At 62.3% G+C, this 20,735-nt stretch carries 21 protein-coding genes; 6 read left to right on the top strand and 15 right to left on the bottom strand.

What is annotated here, in order from left to right; genetic code table 11:
* The first annotated feature begins 1 nt into the window (after position 1).
* Positions 2 to 1,033 (top strand): hypothetical protein, encoded by a 1,032-nt coding sequence (locus CKO11_RS00815; protein WP_223631918.1) that lies wholly within the window; start codon positions 2 to 4, stop codon positions 1,031 to 1,033.
* Positions 1,034 to 1,113: 80 nt separating this feature from the next.
* Here the strand turns inward: CKO11_RS00815 and CKO11_RS00810 are convergent, their stop codons facing one another.
* Positions 1,114 to 1,767, bottom strand: a complete 654-nt coding sequence (locus CKO11_RS00810; RefSeq protein WP_223631917.1) for a pseudouridine synthase — start codon at positions 1,765 to 1,767, stop codon at positions 1,114 to 1,116.
* A gap of 31 nt (positions 1,768 to 1,798) precedes the next feature.
* Positions 1,799 to 2,260, bottom strand: a complete 462-nt coding sequence (locus CKO11_RS00805; protein ID WP_223631916.1) for a GAF domain-containing protein — start codon at positions 2,258 to 2,260, stop codon at positions 1,799 to 1,801.
* Positions 2,261 to 2,345: 85 nt separating this feature from the next.
* Here CKO11_RS00805 and CKO11_RS00800 point away from each other — a divergent pair, with 85 nt between their 5' ends.
* Positions 2,346 to 2,693, top strand: a complete 348-nt coding sequence (locus tag CKO11_RS00800) for an STAS domain-containing protein (protein ID WP_223631915.1) — start codon at positions 2,346 to 2,348, stop codon at positions 2,691 to 2,693.
* A complete protein-coding gene (locus CKO11_RS00795; protein WP_223631913.1) occupies positions 2,683 to 3,180 on the top strand; it encodes an ATP-binding protein in 498 nt (165 codons plus the stop codon). Before CKO11_RS00800 ends, CKO11_RS00795 begins: the two co-directional genes overlap by 11 nt.
* 13 nt (positions 3,181 to 3,193) lie before the next feature.
* Here the strand turns inward: CKO11_RS00795 and hspQ are convergent, their stop codons facing one another.
* Entirely contained in the window at positions 3,194 to 3,520 is a 327-nt protein-coding gene (gene hspQ, locus CKO11_RS00790) for a heat shock protein HspQ (protein WP_223631911.1), read from the bottom strand.
* A gap of 208 nt (positions 3,521 to 3,728) precedes the next feature.
* On the opposite strand from hspQ, the gene CKO11_RS00785 reads away from it, so the two are divergent.
* Complete coding sequence (locus CKO11_RS00785; RefSeq protein WP_223631910.1) at positions 3,729 to 4,304, top strand: lytic transglycosylase; 576 nt, start codon at positions 3,729 to 3,731, stop codon at positions 4,302 to 4,304.
* A 3-nt stretch (positions 4,305 to 4,307) separates the two neighbouring features.
* Here the strand turns inward: CKO11_RS00785 and CKO11_RS00780 are convergent, their stop codons facing one another.
* From CKO11_RS00780 to CKO11_RS00765, 4 genes are all read right to left on the bottom strand, one after another.
* Complete coding sequence (locus CKO11_RS00780) at positions 4,308 to 4,907, bottom strand: LolA family protein (protein ID WP_223631909.1); 600 nt, start codon at positions 4,905 to 4,907, stop codon at positions 4,308 to 4,310.
* A 98-nt stretch (positions 4,908 to 5,005) separates the two neighbouring features.
* The gene (locus CKO11_RS00775) at positions 5,006 to 8,098 is read right to left on the bottom strand and encodes a DNA translocase FtsK (protein ID WP_223631908.1); all 3,093 of its coding nucleotides are present in this window, start codon (positions 8,096 to 8,098) and stop codon (positions 5,006 to 5,008) included.
* 12 nt (positions 8,099 to 8,110) lie between these two features.
* Positions 8,111 to 9,289 carry an aminotransferase class I/II-fold pyridoxal phosphate-dependent enzyme gene (locus CKO11_RS00770; protein WP_223631907.1) on the bottom strand — a complete coding sequence of 393 codons (1,179 nt, stop codon included), beginning with the start codon at positions 9,287 to 9,289 and terminating at the stop codon, positions 8,111 to 8,113.
* Positions 9,290 to 9,407: 118 nt separating this feature from the next.
* Positions 9,408 to 10,724 carry an amidase gene (locus CKO11_RS00765; RefSeq protein ID WP_223632341.1) on the bottom strand — a complete coding sequence of 439 codons (1,317 nt, stop codon included), beginning with the start codon at positions 10,722 to 10,724 and terminating at the stop codon, positions 9,408 to 9,410.
* A 90-nt stretch (positions 10,725 to 10,814) separates the two neighbouring features.
* Here CKO11_RS00765 and CKO11_RS00760 point away from each other — a divergent pair, with 90 nt between their 5' ends.
* The gene (locus CKO11_RS00760) at positions 10,815 to 12,041 is read left to right on the top strand and encodes a UbiH/UbiF/VisC/COQ6 family ubiquinone biosynthesis hydroxylase (protein WP_223631906.1); all 1,227 of its coding nucleotides are present in this window, start codon (positions 10,815 to 10,817) and stop codon (positions 12,039 to 12,041) included.
* 6 nt (positions 12,042 to 12,047) lie between these two features.
* Here the strand turns inward: CKO11_RS00760 and CKO11_RS00755 are convergent, their stop codons facing one another.
* The 5 genes from CKO11_RS00755 to CKO11_RS00735 all read right to left on the bottom strand — a co-directional run bounded on the left by CKO11_RS00755 (position 12,048) and on the right by CKO11_RS00735 (position 16,218).
* Entirely contained in the window at positions 12,048 to 12,200 is a 153-nt protein-coding gene (locus tag CKO11_RS00755) for a Trm112 family protein (protein ID WP_223632338.1), read from the bottom strand.
* An 86-nt stretch (positions 12,201 to 12,286) separates the two neighbouring features.
* Positions 12,287 to 12,925, bottom strand: a complete 639-nt coding sequence (locus CKO11_RS00750; RefSeq protein WP_223632335.1) for an LON peptidase substrate-binding domain-containing protein — start codon at positions 12,923 to 12,925, stop codon at positions 12,287 to 12,289.
* A gap of 26 nt (positions 12,926 to 12,951) precedes the next feature.
* Complete coding sequence (locus CKO11_RS00745) at positions 12,952 to 13,863, bottom strand: tetratricopeptide repeat protein (protein WP_223631904.1); 912 nt, start codon at positions 13,861 to 13,863, stop codon at positions 12,952 to 12,954.
* Between the two features lie 68 nt (positions 13,864 to 13,931).
* Positions 13,932 to 14,720 (bottom strand): exodeoxyribonuclease III, encoded by a 789-nt coding sequence (locus CKO11_RS00740; protein WP_223631902.1) that lies wholly within the window; start codon positions 14,718 to 14,720, stop codon positions 13,932 to 13,934.
* A gap of 61 nt (positions 14,721 to 14,781) precedes the next feature.
* Complete coding sequence (locus tag CKO11_RS00735) at positions 14,782 to 16,218, bottom strand: aldehyde dehydrogenase family protein (RefSeq protein WP_223631899.1); 1,437 nt, start codon at positions 16,216 to 16,218, stop codon at positions 14,782 to 14,784.
* Between the two features lie 219 nt (positions 16,219 to 16,437).
* Between CKO11_RS00735 and CKO11_RS00730 the strand changes: the two genes are divergently transcribed.
* Entirely contained in the window at positions 16,438 to 16,653 is a 216-nt protein-coding gene (locus CKO11_RS00730; RefSeq protein ID WP_223631897.1) for a DUF1127 domain-containing protein, read from the top strand.
* Positions 16,654 to 16,716: 63 nt separating this feature from the next.
* On the opposite strand, the gene pnp is transcribed toward CKO11_RS00730, so the two are convergent.
* The 3 genes from pnp to CKO11_RS00715 all read right to left on the bottom strand — a co-directional run bounded on the left by pnp (position 16,717) and on the right by CKO11_RS00715 (position 20,715).
* Positions 16,717 to 18,864 (bottom strand): polyribonucleotide nucleotidyltransferase, encoded by a 2,148-nt coding sequence (gene pnp / locus CKO11_RS00725; RefSeq protein WP_223632332.1) that lies wholly within the window; start codon positions 18,862 to 18,864, stop codon positions 16,717 to 16,719.
* Between the two features lie 370 nt (positions 18,865 to 19,234).
* Positions 19,235 to 19,504, bottom strand: a complete 270-nt coding sequence (rpsO, locus tag CKO11_RS00720; protein WP_223631895.1) for a 30S ribosomal protein S15 — start codon at positions 19,502 to 19,504, stop codon at positions 19,235 to 19,237.
* A gap of 158 nt (positions 19,505 to 19,662) precedes the next feature.
* Positions 19,663 to 20,715: a calcium-binding protein gene (locus tag CKO11_RS00715; protein WP_223631894.1), complete on the bottom strand. Its 1,053-nt coding sequence runs from the start codon at positions 20,713 to 20,715 to the stop codon at positions 19,663 to 19,665.
* Positions 20,716 to 20,735: the final 20 nt, after the last annotated feature.

Raw genomic sequence — 20,735 nt, 5'->3', positions numbered from 1 at the left:
AATGCTTTCCCAAACCGGCCTTTCCCACACTGACATGCCCACCGCGCCGGGCACCGATCCCGCCCCCCGGTTCCGATTGCCCCTGCATCTCAAGCAGATGGGCGACCCGGAAAATTGTCGTCACCGCTCTGGTTGGCATTTCGTGATGGCGGCGCTGCGACCCTATCATGACCCCGAAGCGGTGTTGCTGGATGATTTTGTCGAGCGCAGCTTTCAGCATGCCTATTGCCGCCAAACCTGGACAACGCCTTGGGTTGGAATTTTCCATCACCCGCCGTGCTTACCCGAATGGCTGGACCCGACCGCACCCCCCGCCGCCTATATGGCGACAGCGGCGTTTCGTGAAAGCGTGCGTCATTTGCTGGGCGCGGTGGCACTGAGCCGATATCTGGGCGATTGGCTGCGCGACACGCTGGATGTGCCAGTGCTGGTGCTCAAACACCCGTCAGAAACTGCGGTCCCGCAATTCGACCCGGCGCGCTATCTGGCGCAGCCGCTTCCGCAGGTGGTGCAGGTCGGCTGGTATGGCCGCAACATCCGCGCGATCTACCAAGTGCCGCTTGGCCCCAGCTTTCACCGGATCCACCTGTTGCAGCGCCGCCCTTGGGTTTTGGAGGCGCTGGAGCGCACGGATGCACTGTCCCCGCTGCGCGATCTACCAATCAGCGATAAGGTCGAGCTGCGCGACGAGGTGGAAAACGACGATTACGACGCGCTTCTGTCCAGCAGCATCGTGTTTTGCCAATATTGGGATCTGTCGGCCTCCAACACGCTGATCGAATGCATTGCGCGCGCCACGCCGATTGTGCTGAACCGCCATCCCGCCGCCGTCGAATATCTGGGCGCGGCCTATCCGCTGTTTTACGACACCATGGACGAGGCCGCCGCGCTGATCGCCACGCCCGAGCGGGTGACGTCCGCGCATCGCTACCTGTCACAGATGGACCGCACCTGGCTTGCACCTGCGGGCTTCGCGCAACAATTGGGGGGCTTCGTTGCGCAACTCTCCCGCGCCGCTGAGCTGGCCATATGAGCCGCGCAATATTGCTCTAGGCCGGTCTGGCCGCCGGGTCCTGCCCTTGGCCCGATGCACGCCGAAGCGGCACGCCTGGCTTAGAACGGGCGCGGCGCGCTAAAGGTCATATGGTGCCCGCCATCGGGGTGGCGCAGCCGCAAGCTTTCGGCATGCAACATCAGGCGTGGATAATCGCGCGCGGGCCCCTCGGCATAAAACGGATCGCCCAAAATCGGATGCCCGAGCGACAGCATATGCACCCGCAACTGATGCGACCGCCCGGTGAGCGGCGTCAGACGGACCCGCGTTGTGCCATCGGGGTCATGGCGCAACACTTTCCAATCCGTCTGTGCGGGCTTGCCCATCTCATAGTTCACATGCTGGCGTGGCCGGTTCGGCCAATCAACGCAAAGCGGCAAATCCACCCGCCCGGCTTTCGGCACCAAATGCCCCCAAAGTCGCGCCAGATAGTGCTTCTTGGTTTGGCGGTTTTCAAATTGTAGCCCCAGATGGCGCTGCGCATGCGGGGTCAGCGCAAAGACCATCACCCCCGAAGTATCGGCATCAAGCCGATGCACCAGCAAAACCTGCGGATAGGCACCGCGCAACCGTTCGATCAGGCAATCGGCCTTATGCGCCCCCTTACCCGGCACCGACAACAGCCCCGATTGCTTGTCGACCACCAGAATTTCGTGATCGGCATACAGGATGCGCGGCGGCTCCTCGGGCGGGAAATAGGCGTGTTCGCTCATGCCCCCGGCATGGCGTGGCGGGGCGACAAGGTCAAGCCGCGCCCGCCCCAAAGGTTGCGGCCAGAATCGCTTCCAGCGCCCGAGCATCCGATTCGGTGAAAGCATCGGGCTGATCCGAATCGATATCCAGAACCCCAATCAGCACACCTTTCGCATCGATCACCGGGATCACCAGTTCCGACCGGGTCGAACTGGCGCAGGCAATATGGCCGGGAAAGGCGTCGACATCGGGCACAAGCTGCGTGGTGCGCGTGCGCGCTGCCGCCCCGCAAACCCCGCGGGAAAAGGGAATGACAAGGCAGCCATGGCCGCCCTGATAAGGGCCGATTTTCAGAACCTCTGGTGCGGTCACGCGATAAAATCCGGTCCAATCGAAACGGTCATCGGCATGATGGATTTCGCAGGCCAAGGTGGCCATTAACGCGACCGGGTCGGTTTCCTGCGCCACCAGCGCCGCGATGGTCTGCGCCAAAACCGGATAATCTACGCGCATTTGCCCCTCATTCTTTCTGGCGGATACCGATTGGTAAGTTTTGACATCTAGGCTGAGCCAAACGTTTCGACGCCGGAGAGGCAAGATGAATCTTTACGCGGAAGCGCGCGGCGGGGCCCTTGTGGTCTCGGTCAAGGAAGAACGGCTCGATGCCGCGATTGCAATCCGGTTCAAGGACCGGATGCGCGAGGTGACGATGCAACCGGCCAGCCGGGTTGTGCTGGATATGTCGGAGGTCGAGTTTCTTGACAGTTCCGGCCTTGGCGCCGTCGTCGCGGTGATGAAGGCGCTCGCCCCCGAGCGGCAGTTAGAGTTGGCGGGGCTGCGCCCCAATGTTGAAAAGGTGTTCCGTCTGACCCGGATGGATTCGGTTTTCTCGCTGCACGAAGACGTGGATGCAGCGCTGCGCAAGGGGTTGCGCCATGTTAGCTGACGGATCGCAGCCGGGCCGCGGCGGGCTAGACAAGGCCCCGCCCCGCCCCGAAGCGAAAATTTTTCACCATTCCTTTGCGGCAACGCCCTTGGCCGTTCGTACAGCTTTGCGCACGGCACTGGCGCGGTTTTTACGGCAATTGACCCCCGATGAGGCGGGCACGCTGGAACTGGTGCTGGCCGAGGTGCTCAACAATATCGTCGAGCATGGCTATGGCGAAACCGGGCATGGAACGATCACGCTGTCGCTGGTGCGCGATCATCGCGGGCTCAGCTGCTCGATCAGCGATGATGGGGTGGAACTTCCGCCCGCCTGTCTGGCCCGCTCGATCGATGACACGCACCGCCCCGAGCCCCATACCCTACCCGAGGGTGGCTTTGGCTGGTTCCTGATCCACGATCTGGTGGAAGATCTGGGCTATCACCGCGAAAACGGCCGCAACTTGCTGGCGTTCCGCATGCCGATGCCGCCGGTCTCAAACAATTGAGGGCACAGCGCCGTTAGTTAAGCTGAAACTGAAGCGGGTAGACCCCGTCTTCAAAATCGCCAAACAGGTCATCCAAATCAGGGTGGCCGACCGGCTCGCCCGAGTAATCGGCGACAAGGTTCTGCTCAGAAACATAGGCCACGTAGTAGCTTTCTTCGTTCTCGGCGAGCAGATGGTAGAACGGTTGATCCTTGTCCGGGCGGCTTTCCTCTGGGATCGCCTCATACCAAGCGTCCGAGTTGGAAAACATCGCATCGACATCGAAAACAACACCCCGGAACGGGTGTTTCTTGTGCCGGACGATCTGGCCCAGGTGATATTTTGCGCGCGTCGTCTGCATGGCATCCCCCACCCGAGGTTACTAATACTTGTCGGCATCGGAGTCCATCATTTGACCGCCTGCTGACAAGAAACAGACTGTCGAATCTCGCCCAACAGTGTGGCGATACCCCCACGGTTTTTCTTTCGTTGCGCGAAATAATTGCGTAAACTGGGTGTAACAATGCCAAAACGGCCCCCCTTCAGAGCAGTCACAGGCCCGATCCGCGATGAAAAGATTCTTGTTGTTGGCCGCCGTCCTGATCGTCGGATCTTGCGGCGGTGGCTCAAAAGCGCCGCGCAATCTTGACAATGCCTGCCTTCTGGCGCGTGAAAAGCCCTCGTATTATTCCGCGATGCGCCGCACCGAGGCGCGCTGGGGCATTCCGGTGCATGTGCAAATGGCCACGATCCACCAAGAATCGCGCTTTGTCGCCAATGCCAAGACCCCGCACCGCTACGCGCTCGGCGTGATCCCGATTGGGCGGCAAAGCTCGGCCAAAGGGTTCAGCCAAGCGCTGGATGGCACATGGGAAGAATATCAGCGTGACACGCGCCGCTACGGCGCACGCCGGACCAAGATCCAAGATGCGACCGATTTCATGGGCTGGTATATGGACGGGTCTTCCGAACGGCTGGGCATTTCCAAATATGATGCGCGCGCGCAATACCTTGCCTATCACGAAGGCCGCGCGGGCTATGCGCGGGGCAGCTATCGGGGAAAAAGCTGGCTGATGGCCGTGGCCGACCGGGTCCAGGCCCGCGCCGATATGTATCGCGCGCAACTTAGCCGCTGCGGGCGCTAAACCTCAGCGTTTGCGCCGCTGCGTCTCGATCGTGATCGAGAATTTCGACGAGCCGATCTTCACGCCCGGGCGTAACCCGTTCAGGATCACCGCGGTGCGTTGACCGCCGCCATCGGTGATGGTCCAACGCTTCAACACCACCGGGTCGGCCCCGAACACCATGCGGATCGTGCCGTATTCCGGGTTTTCGGGGTCTTGCGCGACCACCACTGTATCGGGCCCCTCGGCTTCATGGCCGATCACCATGCGCGCCTGCCCCAAATCCACATTGGCGGCCAAAATCAGGTTCAAAGGCGTGCGCTTAAGCGGATATTGCTCGGCCACTTGGTTCGATTTTGGATCGAAAATCGCCACCTGCCCGCCCGAGGCCAGAACCAGCGTCTCGCTCTCGGCATATTCAAACCGCATCCGTCCGGGGCGCTGAATGTAAAGCGTGCCATGTGCCTTCGAGCCGTCGGCATTCACCTGCGTGAACTCTGCCTCGGCAATGTTGAGCCCGTTGAGATAGGCCGAAATCGCGGACAACGGCAATTTTTCAGCCAAAGCCGGGGAGGCAAGGGCCAGGCACAAGACGGGCGCAAGGGCGAGACGCAAAAGCTTCATGCGGTGAACCTAGCCGAACACACAGGAATGGAAAGCCCCGCACGATCACGTCGCACGGGGCTTTCATCACGTTCGCTTGGCCTGTCTGGGCCGTGGCGTTACTGCTCGGGCACCAAAATCTCGCGTTTGCCGACATGGTTGGCGGCGGTCACCACGCCCTGATCTTCCATCTGCTCGACCAGACGCGCAGCCTTGTTATAGCCGATGCCCAACTTGCGCTGGATGTAAGAGGTGGAGCATTTGCGATCCTTGATCACGATGGCCACCGCCTGATCGTAAAGCGCGTCTTCGCCATCGGTATTGCCACCAAGGCCCAGAACCGCATCGATATCCGAGGCCACCTCGTCATCCGGGCCATCCACCACGCCCGACATATATTCGGGCGGGCCAAAGCTTTTCAGATGGCTGACGATTTCCTCAACTTCTTCATCGCTTACGAACGGGCCGTGAATCCGGGTGATCCGCGCGCCGGCGCCCATATAAAGCATATCCCCCATGCCCAGAAGCTGCTCGGCCCCCTGTTCGCCCAAGATCGTGCGGCTATCGATCTTCGAGGTCACCTGGAACGAAATCCGGGTCGGGAAGTTCGCCTTGATCGTGCCGGTGATAACATCGACCGAAGGCCGCTGCGTCGCCATGATCAGGTGAATGCCCGAGGCGCGCGCCATTTGCGCCAGCCGCTGGATACAGGCCTCGATCTCCTTGCCCGCCACCATCATCAGATCGGCCATCTCATCGACGATGACGACGATATAGGGGAAGGGGCTGGGCTGGAATTCCTCGGTCTCGAAAACGGGTTCGCCGCTTTCCTCGTCAAAGCCCGTTTGCACGGTGCGCTTGAACATCTCGCCGCGCGCCATCGCCTCGCGCACGCGGCCATTGTAGCCCTCGATATTGCGCACGCCCATTTTGGACATTTTGCGATAGCGTTCTTCCATCTCGCCCACGACCCATTTGAGCGCGACAACCGCTTTTTTCGGGTCGGTCACAACGGGCGAAAGCAGATGCGGGATGCCGTCATAGACAGACAGCTCCAGCATCTTCGGGTCGATCATGATCAACCGGCATTCCTCGGGCGACAGCTTGTATAGCAGGCTCAGGATCATCGTGTTGATCGCCACCGATTTCCCCGACCCGGTGGTGCCCGCGATCAGAAGGTGGGGCATTTTCGCAAGGTTCGCCACCACCGCCTCGCCCGCGATGTCTTTGCCCAAAGCCAGCGGCAGGCGCATGTTGCTGTCGCCAAAATCGCGCGCCGACAAAATCTCGCGCAGCACCACCTTTTCCCGGTGTGCATTGGGCAGTTCGATCCCGATGACAGACCGCCCCGGCACGGTGGAAACCCGCGCCGATAGCGCCGACATGGACCGCGCGATATCATCGGCGAGACCAATCACCCGGCTCGCCTTCAGCCCCGGCGCAGGTTCCAGCTCATACATCGTGACCACCGGACCGGGCCGGACCGAAACGATCTCGCCCTTCACCCCGTAATCATCCAGCACGCTTTCCAGCATCCGGGCATTTTCTTCCAGCGCTTCATCGGACAATTGATGCCGCTGGATCGTGTTGGGGTTGGTCAAAAGGCTGAGCGGCGGCATTTCATAGCCGGGCAGGTCTGGGGCCTCAAAGCCAAGGCTTGGCTGCGCTTCGGCCAGCGCCTGCTTGGAGGGCGCGGGCGCCTTGCGCGGCGGGGCGACAACGCGCCGTTCGGGTGCGGGTGGCACAACGCTGCGATCCAGCGCGGGGCGCAGCACCGGCGCGGGCGTTGCGGGCATCGGCGGGATCGCGTCTTCGGTCATATCCGCATAAGCATGGCGGGTATCGGGGCTGAAATCCTCGGCCTCCGGCGCGCCCTCTTCAAAGGCTTGGACCGAGGCGGCCCAGCGATCCTCATCCACCTCCACATCCGGCTCAAAGCTATGCTCCATCTCGTCGAACGCGGACATTTGCGGCGCGGCCGCAACCGGCTCGGGGGCCGGGGCGGCCCCAGGCATGAAGCGCGGGCGCGCTTGCAACGGCGGCTCGGCCCGCAGCACCGGCGCGGGCGCGGCTTTGGCCCCACGCGCAAGCCGTGCCGAGACCGCCGCCAGAACCGAGGCGGGCGTGCTGGGCGCGGGCGGCGGCGCGGGGGCTTCTGCCACCGGCTCTTGCCATGCGGGTTCGGGCGCGCTTAGCACCGGTTCGGGGCGCCCCATCGGCTCTGCCGGGGCTTGCGCCGCACTGCGGGTTTTCACTGCCTGCTGAATGCGCGCCTTGATCCGGTCTTCGGGCGGGGCCTCGGCGGGCATATCCCATGCGCGCGTGGGTTCCACCAGTTCGGGTTCCGGGGTGAAATCTTCATAGCCCAAATCCGGCGCAGCCGCGGCGGCACGGCGCACCCGCGAGCCCACCAGCGGCGCCGCTGCGGCAGGGGCGGCTTGGGGCATGTCCCAGCCCTGTTGCATCTGCAACGCTGCTTCTCGCGCCGCGCGCTCGGCTATGGCGGCCTTGCGGGCGCGTTGCGCCTCGGCGGCGCTTTGCGCCATCCGCACCGAGGCAGTGGCCCCACGCCCCGCTGCGCGCAGCGCCATATCATAAAGCAACAGCGCCCCAAGCAGCAAAAACCGGCCTGCCGCACGCAATTCGGCCCGGTCGAAACCCGTCGCAAACAGCGCCATGGCCAAGGCCGCCATCGCCATGACAACCGTCATCAGCTTCAGCCCGATCACGCTCGAAACCGGCAGCAGCCCCAAAAGCGAGCCCGCGATCATGTCACCGAAATTGCCGCCCAGACCATAGGCCTGCTGCCACCCATCGCCAGGCACCAAAAGCGCGGCGTAAACGGCAGCGACCGCCACTGCCAATGGCAGAAAAACCATCCGGCCCATGGCGCGATCTGCGCCGCGATGCAACAGGTGGCGCAGCCCCCAGATCGCAAAGCCAATCGGCAAAAGCCACGCGCCCCGGCCCACGATCACGATCAGCGGCGAGGCAATCCCGGCCCCGATCCGGCCCAGCCAGTTTTGTACCGGCGCATCCGACACAGCCATCCAGCTGGGGTCTTCGGGCGCGTAAGAGGCCAGCATCATTGCCACCATCACGCCCAGAACCACAAACCCGCCGCCCAAAAGCTCACGCCCGCGGCGTTCCAGCACCGCTTGCGTGTCTTGATCCAGAAGCGGGTCGCGTTGCCTTGCCTGATAAGATGCCATGCCGAACCGTCCTTACTTGTGCAAGCAGTCGCGCAGCTTAATCAGCCCGCGCTGCGTTTCTTCTCTTGGGGCGACAAGGGCCACCCGAATGTAATTTTTACCGGGGTTTTGCCCCCCGACTTCGCGCGCCAGATAGGCGCCGGGCAGCACCCGAACCCCGGTTTCGCGCCAAATTTTCAGCGCCGCCGCCTCGCCATCCTCGACCGGCAGCCACAAGAAAAAGCCGCCCTCGGGCAAACGGAAACTGTTCACGCCGGAAAAGATTTCCGCCACATCAGCGTATTTTTCGGCATAAAGGGCACGGTTCTGTTCCACATGGGTTTCATCGGCCCAAGCGCGTTCGGACACGCGCTGAATCGGTTGCGGCAGCGGCGCGCCGGAATAGGCGCGAAGTTGGCGAATTTCTTTCATGTTGCGCGGGCCAGAGGCACAAAAGCCCGAGCGTAACCCCGGCAAGTTCGACCGTTTCGACAGCGAATGGAACACCACCACGCGCTCCGGATCGGCCCCGGTTTCCTGCACGATTTCCAGCATGCCGGGCGGCGGGGCAAGCCGCCAAATCTCGGAATAGCATTCATCCGAGAACACCTTGAAATCATGCTTTTCGGCCAAGGCCAGCAGCCGGGCAAGATAGTCGCGCGGCGCGACCGCGCCTTGCGGGTTGCCCGGCGTGCAAAGATAGGCAATCGCGGTGCGGTCCAAGATTTCGGCGGGCAGGCTTTCAAAATCGGGCAGGAAGCCATTTTCCTCGGTCACCGGCACGAAAACCGCCTCCGCCCCTACCGTCGCGGCCGCAATCGCATAGACTTGGTAGAATGGGTTCGGGATCAGCACCACCGGGCGCTTGCCGTTTTTCACCTCAGGGCACAGTGCGACCGCGGCGTTAAAAAGCCCCTCGCGCGTGCCATTGAGCGCCATGATCTGCTCGGGCGCCACCTGCGCCTTGAACCGCCGCGCCAGCCAGCCGGAAATAGCGCTCAGCAATTCGGGCGTGCCGTCATTGGCCGGGTATTTGCCGAATTCCGCCAGCGTTTCGGCCAGCACCTCGCCCACGAAGCCGGGCATCGGGTGGCGCGGCTCGCCGATCGACATAGCAGTAGGGTCGCCGCCGGGTGCATGTGCATCCAACAGCCGCCGCAAACGCGGAAATGCGTATTCGGGCAGGTTCGCGAACCGCTCGGGAAAGTCCATCTGTGCCTCATTTCCGGGGTCGCTGCGCCCCGTTTGTGCTTAAAACTACTCAAGCTTGTGCGCTGCGTCCACCAAAAGCGCAGGCCTTGTGGCATCGCAACAGCGGATATGTGACTTTTCAGCCAAGCGCCGCTTCGACCGCAAGGCCCAGCCGCAACAGGGCCTCTTCGCGCATCGGCTTGCCCATCAAAGACAGCCCGCACATCGGCGTGCCGGTGGGCAAAGTCAATGCACACAGCCCAAAGATATTGGCAATGCGGGTGTTGCGCAAAGCGAGCAGGTTTTCGGTTTCGAAATACTCCGCATCGGTCAACAGCCGCAGCGCATCGGGCGGCAAGATCGGCGCGGTGGGCACCAACACCGCATCATAGCCCGCCACGGCCACCAAGAATTCTTCCCGGTAGCGGGTCAGTTCCTCCCAACCGCGCACGTAATCGGCAGCGCTGGCATGCGCGCCGGTACGGAACCGCTGCAAGATCAACGGATACATCTTATCAGGTGCGGCTTCGATCACCTGCTGCCAAAGCCCGTAAGCCTCGGGCGCGAAAAGGATACCCGACAGATCCATTGCCGGGCCAACCATCGGCAGCGCCGCATGCTCTACCTTTGCCCCCGCCCGCACAAGTCGCGCCACCGCCGTTTCGAACCCTTTGGCGGGCGCCGCGCGGATACTGTCAAAGGGCAAACCATCCAGCACCAGAAGCCGCGCCCCGTCCAAGGTGGCCTCGCGCAGGTCGGGGGCGGTGCGCCCCTCAAGCGCGGCCAGAACAAGCGCGCAATCCTCCACCGTGCGCGCCAGCGGCCCCACCGTGTCAAAGCGCTTGCACAGCGGCACAACACCTTGGGTCGAGACCCGCCCATGCGTCGTTTTCAACCCGACGATATCGTTCCAAGCCGCCGGGATACGCACCGAGCCGCCCGTATCAGACCCCACCGCTGCCGCCGCCAGCCCCAGCTTGACCGAAACCGCCGCGCCGGAACTGGACCCGCCGGGGGCCAAACCGCGCGTCACCGCATTGGGGGGCGTGGCGGTATTGGGGTTCAACCCAAGGCCGGAAAAGGCCAATTCCGTCATATGCGTCTTGCCCAGACAGACCGTGCCCGCAAGCGTGGCCTGTGTCAGAACCTCGGCATCTTGCTCGGGCACCCGCCCCGCCAGCAAAAGCGAGCCCGCCTCGGTCACCGTGCCAGCGGTATCAAACAGGTCTTTCCAGCTTAGCGCCACCCCATCTAGCGGGCCGCGCCCCAGCCCATCCAGCAACCGGGTCCGGGCCGCCATCGCCTCGAACCGCGCGCGATCTGCGGTCAACCTTGCGTAAATATCATGGCGCGGTTCGGCAGCCTCCAGATAGGATTCCGCAAGTTCGACCGGGTCGAGCCGCCCCTCGGCCATCGCCTGCCCCTGCGCCGCCGCCGACCAGAACCGCTCCAGCATCCCCGCCTCCTTGCCCACAAGCTGTAATCTTCGCAGGCTAGCCGCCGCTTGGGCAATGGACAATCCCGCCATGGACGCCATATTGGGGGCATGACACAGGATTCCGACGTTCTTATCGCTGGTGGTGGCCTGAATGGCCCCGCGCTTGCCTTGGCCCTCGCGCAGGCGGGGCTGACCGTGACCGTGATCGATGCGGCGCCCGCTACGCGCCGCGCCGAAGATACGTTTGACGGGCGGGCCTATGCCTTGGCCCTGGGGTCGCAAAAGCTGCTTGGCGCGCTGGGGATCTGGCCCGCCGTGGCGGCGGAAGCGCAACCGATCAATGATGTGAAGGCGTTCGATGGCCGCCCCGGTGAAGGGGTCGCGCCGTTTTTCCTGCATTTCGACAGCCGCGAATTGGATCAAAAGCCGGTGGGCTACATGCTCGAAGACCGATTCTTGTATCGCGCCCTGATGGCGGCGGTTGACGCCACGCCGCTGATCACGCTGATATCCGAAACCGCCGTCATCGCACAAGAAGAGGTGGCAGGCGGGATCAAGGCGACACTTTCCGATGGGCGCAGCCTGACGGGCAAGCTTCTGGTGGGGGCCGATGGGCGCCGTTCGGGTGTGGCCGAACGCGCGGGCATCACCCGCGAAGGCTGGGGCTATGGCCAGACCGCGCTGGTGGCCGCCATTGCCCATGAAAAGCCCCATGACGGCATCGCCTATCAGATGTTCATGACCTCTGGGCCGCTCGCGATCTTGCCGCTCACCGGTAACCGCTCCTCGATTGTTTGGAGCGAACGGGAAGAAAACGCCGCCGCGGTGCAAAAGCTGAGCGACGATGATTTCATGGCACTGGTGCGCCCGCGTTTTGGCGATTTTCTGGGGCAGATAGAGTTGGCCGGACCACGGTTCAGCTATCCGCTCAATCTGACGTTGGCGAAATCCTATGTTGCACCGCGCGTGGCGCTGATTGGCGATGCCGCACATGGGGTGCACCCGATTGCGGGACAAGGCCTCAATCTTGGGCTGCGCGATGTCGCGGCCTTGGCCGAGGTCGTGATCGAGGCAATGCGCCGGGGCGAAGATTACGGCACTAGCTTCGTGCTGGACCGCTATCAAGAGTGGCGGCGATTCGAGTCCACCGCAATGGCGCTTGGCATGGATGCGGTCAACACGCTCTTTTCAAACGATAATCCTGTTTTGCGCGCGGGCCGCGACTTGGGTATGGGGATCGTTCAGGCGATCGGACCGTTACGCCGGGGCTTCATGCGCCAAGCCGCAGGCATTGCCGGTCCGCTGCCAAAGCTGATGCAGGGCCGCCCGGTTTAAGGCGGGCTATTTCAACCGCCGCGCCTCGTCGGCGATCAGGATCGGAATGCCCCCCCGGATCGGGAAGGCAAGCCCCGCCGCGCGGGACACAAGCTCTTGGCGTTCAGCATCATAATGCAGCGAGGTTTGGCTAAAGGGGCAGACCAACGCCTCTAGCATGCGCCGGTCAAAGCCGCCGCGCTGAGCCTCTGGTACGACGGCGGGCAGGGTTTCCGGCGTGGGCGCATCGTCGAGCGAAGCCTCGGTCATTGCCGCCGTTCCTCCCCACCGCCATGCAGCACGAATTCCAAAAGCGTCATCAGCGTTTCGCGCCGGGTCGTCAGGCTGGGAGCCTCTAATAGCGCCTGTTTGTCTTCGGCTTCCAACGGCAGCAGCATCGACAGCGAGTTGATCAGCAACTCATCCTCGGCGTCCTTGAGCGCTTCCCAATCGGTATCGAGCCCCTGCGCATGGAAATAGCGCGCCAAAGTCTCAAGAAAGGTTTCGCGATCAAAGCTCGGGTCATGCTCAGCCGATCCGAGGTCGCGTTCGAACGGGGACCAGTTGACCACCGCACGGCGGTAGGGGGTGAAGCCTTCGATTTCCTTGCCGATACGGAACCGCGACACACCCGAAAGCGTGATCATATAGCGCCCGTCCTCGGTTTCCGAAAAGCCGGTCAAGCGCCCGGCGCAGCCGATGGTGCTCAGCCGTTCCTCCCCGTCGCGGCCTTTGCATGGTTGGATCATGCCGATCAGCCTTTGCGGTGTTTTCAGGCAATCTTCCAGCATCTGCAAATAGCGCGGCTCAAAGATATGCAGGGGCAACCGCCCCCGAGGCAGCAAAAGCGCCCCGGGCAACGGGAAAAGCGGGATTTGGTCAGGCAGGTCACTGGGCTTGATCATACGCATCAAATAGCCCGCCTCTCGCCTCAGGCAAATATCATCGACGAGAGCCGACGACGGCCTTTCGCCACGATCGGATCGGTCGGTTTGAGCGCATCGAAAATGGTGAAGAGCTGGGTTTTCGCCGCCGCGTCGTTCCATTCGCGGTCACGCCGGAACAGCTCCAACAGTTCCTCAACCGCCTCTTCGACCTGACCCGCCGCATGCAGCGCGGTGGCATAGTCAAACCGGGCTTGATGATCATCGGGGTTGGCGTCGACCTTGGCTTTCAGATCATCCAGCGGGCCCGCTTCGGCCGCTTGCTTGGCGAGCGCCAATTGCGCGCGTGCGGCTTCGACCGGGGCAGAGGTGGCAATCTTGTCGGGCGCGGCGGCCAGAAGCTGCTCGGCCTGATCGACATTGCCAGCGGCCAGATGCGCCCGCACCAACCCGCCATAGGCTTCGGCGTTTTCAGGCTCTTCGCCCAAGATCGCGGCAAAGGTCTCGGCCGCATCCACCGCCGCACCTTGGGTCAGCATTTCTTCGGCGGCGGCAATCGCTTCGCCCAAGCCACCATCGCCAGCCATGCCCGCCAGTTTCTCGACAAAGGCTTTGACCTGCGAGGCGGGCACCGCGCCTTGGAACATATCGACCGGGCGGCCCTCGAAGAAGGCGACAACGGTCGGGATGGACTGCAGCGGCAGGCCTTGTTGCGCCAGCGCTTGCGCGAGCCGCTGGTTCTCATCGACGTTGATCTTGGCCATCAGCACCTTGCCCTTGGCGGCATTCACCGCCTCTTCGAGCATCGGGCCAAGCTGTTTGCACGGGCCACACCAAGGCGCCCAGAAATCAACGATCACCGGGGTCGACATCGAGGCATCGACGACCTCGGTCATGAAATCCGTCTCGGTGACGTCTTTGACGTAGCTTTGCGCGGGGGTGGTATCGGTTCCGAACATGGAAATCCTCTTTCGCGGTCTTTGCCCCTATATGCGGTGCCGGTTGCACCACGCCAAGGGGCCATATCTCAAAGATCGAATGTGGCGAAGACGGGGGCGTGATCCGAGGGTTGCTCCCATCCGCGCACCGGGCGCAGAATGCGGCTTGAATGCGCGGCGCCGGCAATATCGGGCGTGGCCCACATATGATCGAGTCGGCGGCCTTTGTCGGCGGCATCCCAATTGGGCGAGCGGTAGGACCACCACGAATAAAGCCGCCCCTCGGGAATGTCCTTGCGGGTAATATCGACCCAATCGCCCGCCTCTTGCACCTGCGCCAGATGCTCCACCTCGATCGGCGTATGCGAGACGATTTTCAATAGCGCCTTGTGGTTCCACACGTCATCTTCGCGCGGCGCGATGTTCAGATCGCCCACAAGGATCGATTTCTGGGGCTTAGATGCCGTGAAATCATCGCGCATATGGGTCAGGAAATCGAGCTTTTGGCCGAATTTCACGTTCTGCTCTCGGTCTGGCACATCGCCGCCCGCGGGCACGTAGAAATTGTGGATCGTCACCCCGTTTTCCAGCCGCCCGGCAATGTGGCGGGCATGGCCAAGATTGGCGTAATCTTCGGCTGCCGCCTCTTGCATCGGCAGCTTCGACAAGATCGCGACGCCGTTGTAGCCCTTTTGTCCGCGCGCCACCATGTAGCGGTAGCCCAAGGCTTCAAAAGCCGCGAACGGGATTTTCTCGACCGGGCTTTTGCATTCTTGCAGGCACAGCACATCGGGGGCTTCCTCGGTCATCAAGCGGCACACCAGCGCTTCCCGCAGGCGAACCGAATTGATGTTCCAAGTGGCGAGGGTGAAGGTCATTTGCGTCTCCTTTGGGCGCGCGAGAATGGCCCGCATGAGCCAAAAGGGCAAGGGGCGGGGCTTAGCCCGCCCAGCCCGAAATCGACTTCACCTCGCAAAACTCTTCGATCCCCCAGCGCCCGCCCTCGCGCGCCCGGCCCGAGGCGCGCACCCCGCCAAAGGGCGCGCCCGCGCCCCGGCTTTGGCCGTTCATCTCCACCATCCCCGCGCGCAGCGAACGGGCCAAGCGGTTGCGCCGCGCGCCATCTTGCGACTGCACATAGTTTGTCAGCCCGTAAGGCGTCGCATTGGCGATGGCGACGGCCTCTTCTTCGCTGTCAAACGGCATGATCGAAAGCACCGGGCCGAAGATTTCCTCGTTCATGATCATCATGTCCGGCGTGCAATCTGCAAAAACCGTGGGGCGCACGAAATAGCCCTTGTTCAGCCCCTCGGGGCGACCCAGCCCGCCCGCAACCAACCGCGCGCCTTGCTTGATCCCGGTCTCAATCAGGGACTGGATCTTTTCAAACTGCGCTTCATTCACCACCGGGCCGATATGGCGGCCCGGCTCATGCGCAGAGCCGACACGGATTTGCGCGGCCACTTCGGCAGCGACTTCCACCGCGCGGTCATAGGCGGCGCGTTCCACCAGCATCCGGGTTGGCGCGTTGCAGCTTTGGCCCGAATTGTTCATGCAATGGCGCACGCCCCGCGTGACCGCCTTGTCATCCGCATCGGCAAAGATCAGGTTCGCGCCCTTGCCGCCCAATTCCAGACAGACGCGTTTCAACGTCTCGGCTGCCGCTTTGGAAATGGATCGCCCCGCGCGGGTGGAGCCGGTGAACGAAATCATCTCGACATCGGGGTGGGTGGAAAGCTGGGTGCCCACGCCCGCGCCATCGCCGTTCACAAGGTTGAACACACCGGCGGGCACGCCAGCCTCATCGATCAATTCGGCAAACAAGATGGCCGACAAAGGCGCCTCTTCCGAGGGTTTCAGCACCATCGTGCAGCCCGCAAGCAGCGCTGGGATCACCTTGAGCGTGATCTGGTTCATTGGCCAGTTCCACGGCGTGATAAGGCCCACAACGCCCACCGGCTCATAGGCGATCATCGCACCGGGCGTGCCATCCCCTAACGGGCGCACCCAGTCGAACGCCTTCGCCGCAGTGATGAAGTTGGAAATGTGCCATGTGCCCGCCTCGACCTGAGACGCCAGCGCCATATCAATCGGCGCGCCCATCTCTAGGCTGATCGCGCGGGCCATTTCCTCTGCGCGGGCTTGGTAGAGGGCAAAAAGCCGCTCCACGCAGGCCAATCGCTCCTCCGGGGACGTCGCGGCCCAGCCCGGCCCGGCCTTGTGGGCTGCGGCCACAGCGGCATCGGTATCGGCCTGATCGCCCAAGGAAATGATCGCGCAGGGTTCCTCGGTTGATGGATCGATCACAAAATGATCGCGCGGCATCGCGGGGGCGACCCAATGGCCGCCGATGTAAAAGGCGCGTTTTTCGATCATGGCTCTCTCCCTGATAGAGACAGGGTGACAGGGCACCAAACGCAAGGCAAGCCATCGTCGCGCAGGCCCTTTGCCTGCATTTTGCGCAATCTGGTAACTTGACCTTACCAGTCATGCAGTTTCTGCATCGCGGCAATTCCGCATGACCGTTTGTCCCAACGGGCTTGCGGGCTTAGTTGTTGGCACAGGGAGGAATAACGCGAACGATACGAGGTTCAGATGACCTTTGCCCCTTCCCTCTCTTTGCCGCGCTTCCTTAGTGTCGAACCGCTGGCTCGCAAATTGGCCGAGTTCCGCGCCGCAATGGCGCAACGCCGCGAATATCTTGCCCTGCTTGATGAACTGCAAAACATGAGCAATCGCGATTGGGACGATATCGGCCTGTCGCGCCTCAATGCGCATGAGATCGCGCGCCAAACCGTCTACGGTCGTTAAGACAAAACGCAACAGCCCCCGCACAAGGCGGGGGCTGCGCTCATTCTTTCAGATCGTGCAAGATCAGCCTTCGGCTTGCTCTTCTTTCTTTTCGGCCACGATCTCTTCGCCGCTCTCTTGATCGACCATCTTCATGCCAAGGCGCACCTTGCCACGGTCATCAAAGCCCAGCAGCTTGACCCAAACCTCTTGGCCTTCTTTCAGCGCTTCGTTCGGGTGGTTCAGACGCTTGCCAGCGATTTGGCTCACATGTACCAGACCATCGCGCTTGCCGAAGAAGTTCACGAAGGCGCCGAAATCGACCAGCTTCACGACCTTGCCACGGTAGATTTTACCTTCTTCCGGCTCGGCCACGATCGAATAGATCATGTCATAGGCCTTCTTGATGGCATCGCCATTGGCCGAGGCGATCTTGATGATGCCGTCGTCGTTGATGTCGACTTTGGCGCCCGACACTTCGACGATTTCACGGATCACCTTGCCGCCCGAACCGATCACTTCACGGATCTTGTCGGTCGGGATTTGCATGGTTTCGATACGCGGCGCATGGGCCGAGAATTCTTGACGGCCAGCCGACAGGGCTTTGCCCATCTCGCCAAGGATATGCATCCGGCCGTCTTTGGCTTGCGCCAGCGCCTGCTGCATGATTTCCGGCGTGATGCCCGCGACTTTGATATCCATCTGCAGCGAGGTGATCCCGGCTTCGGTGCCCGCCACTTTGAAGTCCATGTCGCCAAGGTGGTCTTCGTCACCCAAAATGTCGGTGAGCACCGCCCAGCGGCCATCGTCTTCCAAGATCAGGCCCATCGCCACGCCCGCCACCGGGGCTTTAAGCGGCACGCCCGCATCCATCATCGACAGCGAACCGCCGCAGACAGACGCCATCGAGGACGAGCCGTTCGATTCCGTGATCTCGGACACGACGCGGATCGTATAGGGGAAATCGGTCGCCGCCGGCAGCACCGCTTGCAGCGCGCGCCATGCCAGTTTGCCGTGACCAATCTCACGACGCCCGGGCGAGCCCACACGGCCCACTTCACCCACCGAATAGGGCGGGAAGTTGTAGTGCAGCAGGAAGTTCGAGCGATAGTTGCCGTTCAGCGCGTCGATGATTTGTTCGTCATCGCCGGTGCCAAGCGTGGTGACCACAAGGCCCTGCGTTTCGCCACGGGTAAACAAAGCCGAGCCGTGGGTACGGGGCAAAAGGCCCACTTCCGCCACGATCGGGCGCACAGTCTTGTTGTCGCGGCCATCGATACGCGCGCCACCATTGATGATGTCACCGCGCAGAATACCCGATTCCAGCTTCTTGATCGCCGAACCAAGGTTGGCATCCGCCAGATCGTCTTCGGACAGTTTCGACTTGATGGTTTCGACCGCGGCGGCAATGGCGTTGGTGCGCTCTTGCTTATCCTTGATCGCGAAAGCGGCACGCATTTCGGCCTCGCCCGCTTCTTTGACCTTCGCATAAAGCTCCGAGTAATCGGGGGGCGTGAAGTCAAACGGCTCTTTCGCGGCTTCTTCGGCGAGCGAGATGATCAGGTCGATCACCGGCTGCATCGCGTCATGGCCGAATTTCACGGCGCCGAGCATTTCTTCTTCGGTCAGCTCATAGGCTTCCGATTCCACCATCATCACGGCGTCTTTGGTGCCCGCGATGACCAGATCAAGGCGTTGCTCGGGGTTGTCGCGCAGCTTGGTCATGTCATCCATGGCCGGGTTCAGCACGTATTCGCCGTTCACAAAGCCCACGCGCGCGGCGCCGATCGGCCCCATGAAGGGCACGCCCGAAATGGTCAGCGCGGCGGAGGCGGCGATCATCGCCACAACGTCGGGGTCGTTCACAAGGTCGCACGACAGAACCGTCGCCATCACCAGCACTTCATGTTTGAAGCCCGGCACAAAAAGCGGACGGCAAGGACGGTCGATCAAGCGGGAGGTCAGCGTTTCCTTTTCCGAAGGACGCGCTTCACGCTTGAAGAAGCCGCCGGGGATTTTGCCCGCGGCATAGTATTTCTCTTGGTAGTGCACGGTCAGCGGGAAGAAATCCTGCCCCGGCTTCGCCTCTTTGGCGAAGGTCACGTTGGCCATGACCGAGGTTTCACCCAAAGTGGCGATCACCGAGCCATCGGCCTGACGGGCAACCTTGCCCGTTTCCAGCGTGAGCGTTTCTTCGCCCCACTGGATCGATTTTTTCGTCATGTTGAACATCAGCGTATCCTGTCTGGGAGCACGCATGGGCCCTTCCCATGTCTCCCGGCATATGGCGGCCCCATTGCCGCCGCCCCCTATCCTTCGCATGTGCCCGGGGGTTGAGGCTCACGTCGCAGATGGGGCGCGCATACAGGAAAACAAGGGATTTGGGAAGGGTGGAGTTTATCCGGGCCCGCACAATCCAGGGCATTACTGCACAAATATATTCACACGCTATGATTGCGCAGCGTCTGAGCGTTCACTGCCCCGCGCGGCTTTGCTGGCCAGAGGGGCGCTGTCACAGGCTCTTTCGGTCGCGTGTAGGCAGAAAATCGCAAAACGCCCGCCGCTGGCGCGACGGGCGTTCCGTATTCCGATTTCGGAAAGATTAGCGGCGCAGGCCGAGACGCTCGATCAGCGACTGGTAGCGGGCCACGTCTTTCTTTTTCAGATAGTCGAGCAGCTTGCGGCGCTGGGCCACCATCATCAGAAGGCCACGACGCGAGTGGTTGTCCTTCTTGTGGCTTTTGAAGTGCTCGGTCAGCGTCGCGATGCGCGAGCTGAGGATCGCCACTTGGACTTCCGGCGAGCCGGTGTCGCCTTCTTTGGTGGCGAATTCTTTGATGAGACGGTTTTTCTCTTCGACGGTGATCGACATCGGGGTCTCCTTGGTTAAGGGTTATGGCGCAGGCCGGGATGTCGTCCAGCAAGGCCCGTGGAGGCTCCGCCGAATCCAGCGGATGGCGGCGTTTAGCGGAAAATCCGCCACAAGAAAAGCGAAAAGCTTTGCAAAAAGCGACGACGGGGCAGACCCGATTAGGCGGCGCGAATTTCCGCCGGGGTCACCAGCCGCAGATCCGATAGTTGCAGCGTACCCGCATCCACAACCTCGGCCAAGCGCATCCCATCAAGGCAAATCCACAGATTTCCGTCCGTCTCGGCGGGCTCCAATGTCAACTTCGGCATCACGTCGCTGCCGGGCTCATAGACCACAACGATCTGATCTTGCGTCGCGTCGTAATCGGCAATCGTGGCGGGCTCTTCGGGCGCGATCCAATCGCCCAGCGCGAAGACATCGCCCTCTTCCCCGCCCGAGGCCCAATCCCCCGCTCCAACGATCAGCGTATCGGCCCCTTCGCCGCCATTGAGGAAATCCAGTCCATCGGCATCGGGCGAGCCGGTCGTCTCATCGGCCACCACGCCGATCAGCACATCGTCGCCGGTGCCACCAAACAACTCATCCATGCCAAGCCCGCCCGTCAGCGTGTCAGCACCATCATTGCCCGACAGGCTGTCATTGCCCGCGCCGCCCTCCAGCCTGTCCGCATCGGCCCCGCCCAAAAGGCTATCATCACCCACACCGCCCAAAAGGCTGTCAGCGCCAAAGCCACCCACAAGCGTATCGGCGCCGTCATCGCCCGTAAGCGTATCGGCCCCATCTTCACCGATCAGGCTGTCATCCCCCTCGCCGCCCAGCAGATGATCGGCCCCGTCTGCGCCCACAAGCGTGTCATCCCCCACACCGCCGAAAAGCGTGTCATCGCCCGCATAGCCATTGATCTGGTCATCGCCCGCAAGCCCGTCGATCCGATCGGGCAAAAGATCGCCCCACAAGATATCAGACTCGTCGGTTGCTGCGGTCTCGGGGGGGAGGGCCTCCACCGGCGGCGCGCCGGGCAACACGGTCACGGTGCCGTTTTCCCCCACCGCTGTTCCCGCCGCACTGGAGGACATATCGGAAAAAGCGTCGTCGATCAGGTCGGCCGCGCCTACGGATTCAGAAACGTCCGACAGCTCGGCCCCGTCTTCGGTATCTTCGAGCGTTTCACCACCGCCCAGCGGAACCATACCCGCCGCCATTCCGGCCATGAGCAACCCCAACACTCCGG

This window comes from Rhodobacter sp. TJ_12 (assembly GCF_020023995.1).
Classification (GTDB): domain Bacteria; phylum Pseudomonadota; class Alphaproteobacteria; order Rhodobacterales; family Rhodobacteraceae; genus Rhodobacter.
Note: the sequence above shows the minus strand (reverse complement) of the source record. Positions and strands in the feature narration are given on the sequence as shown.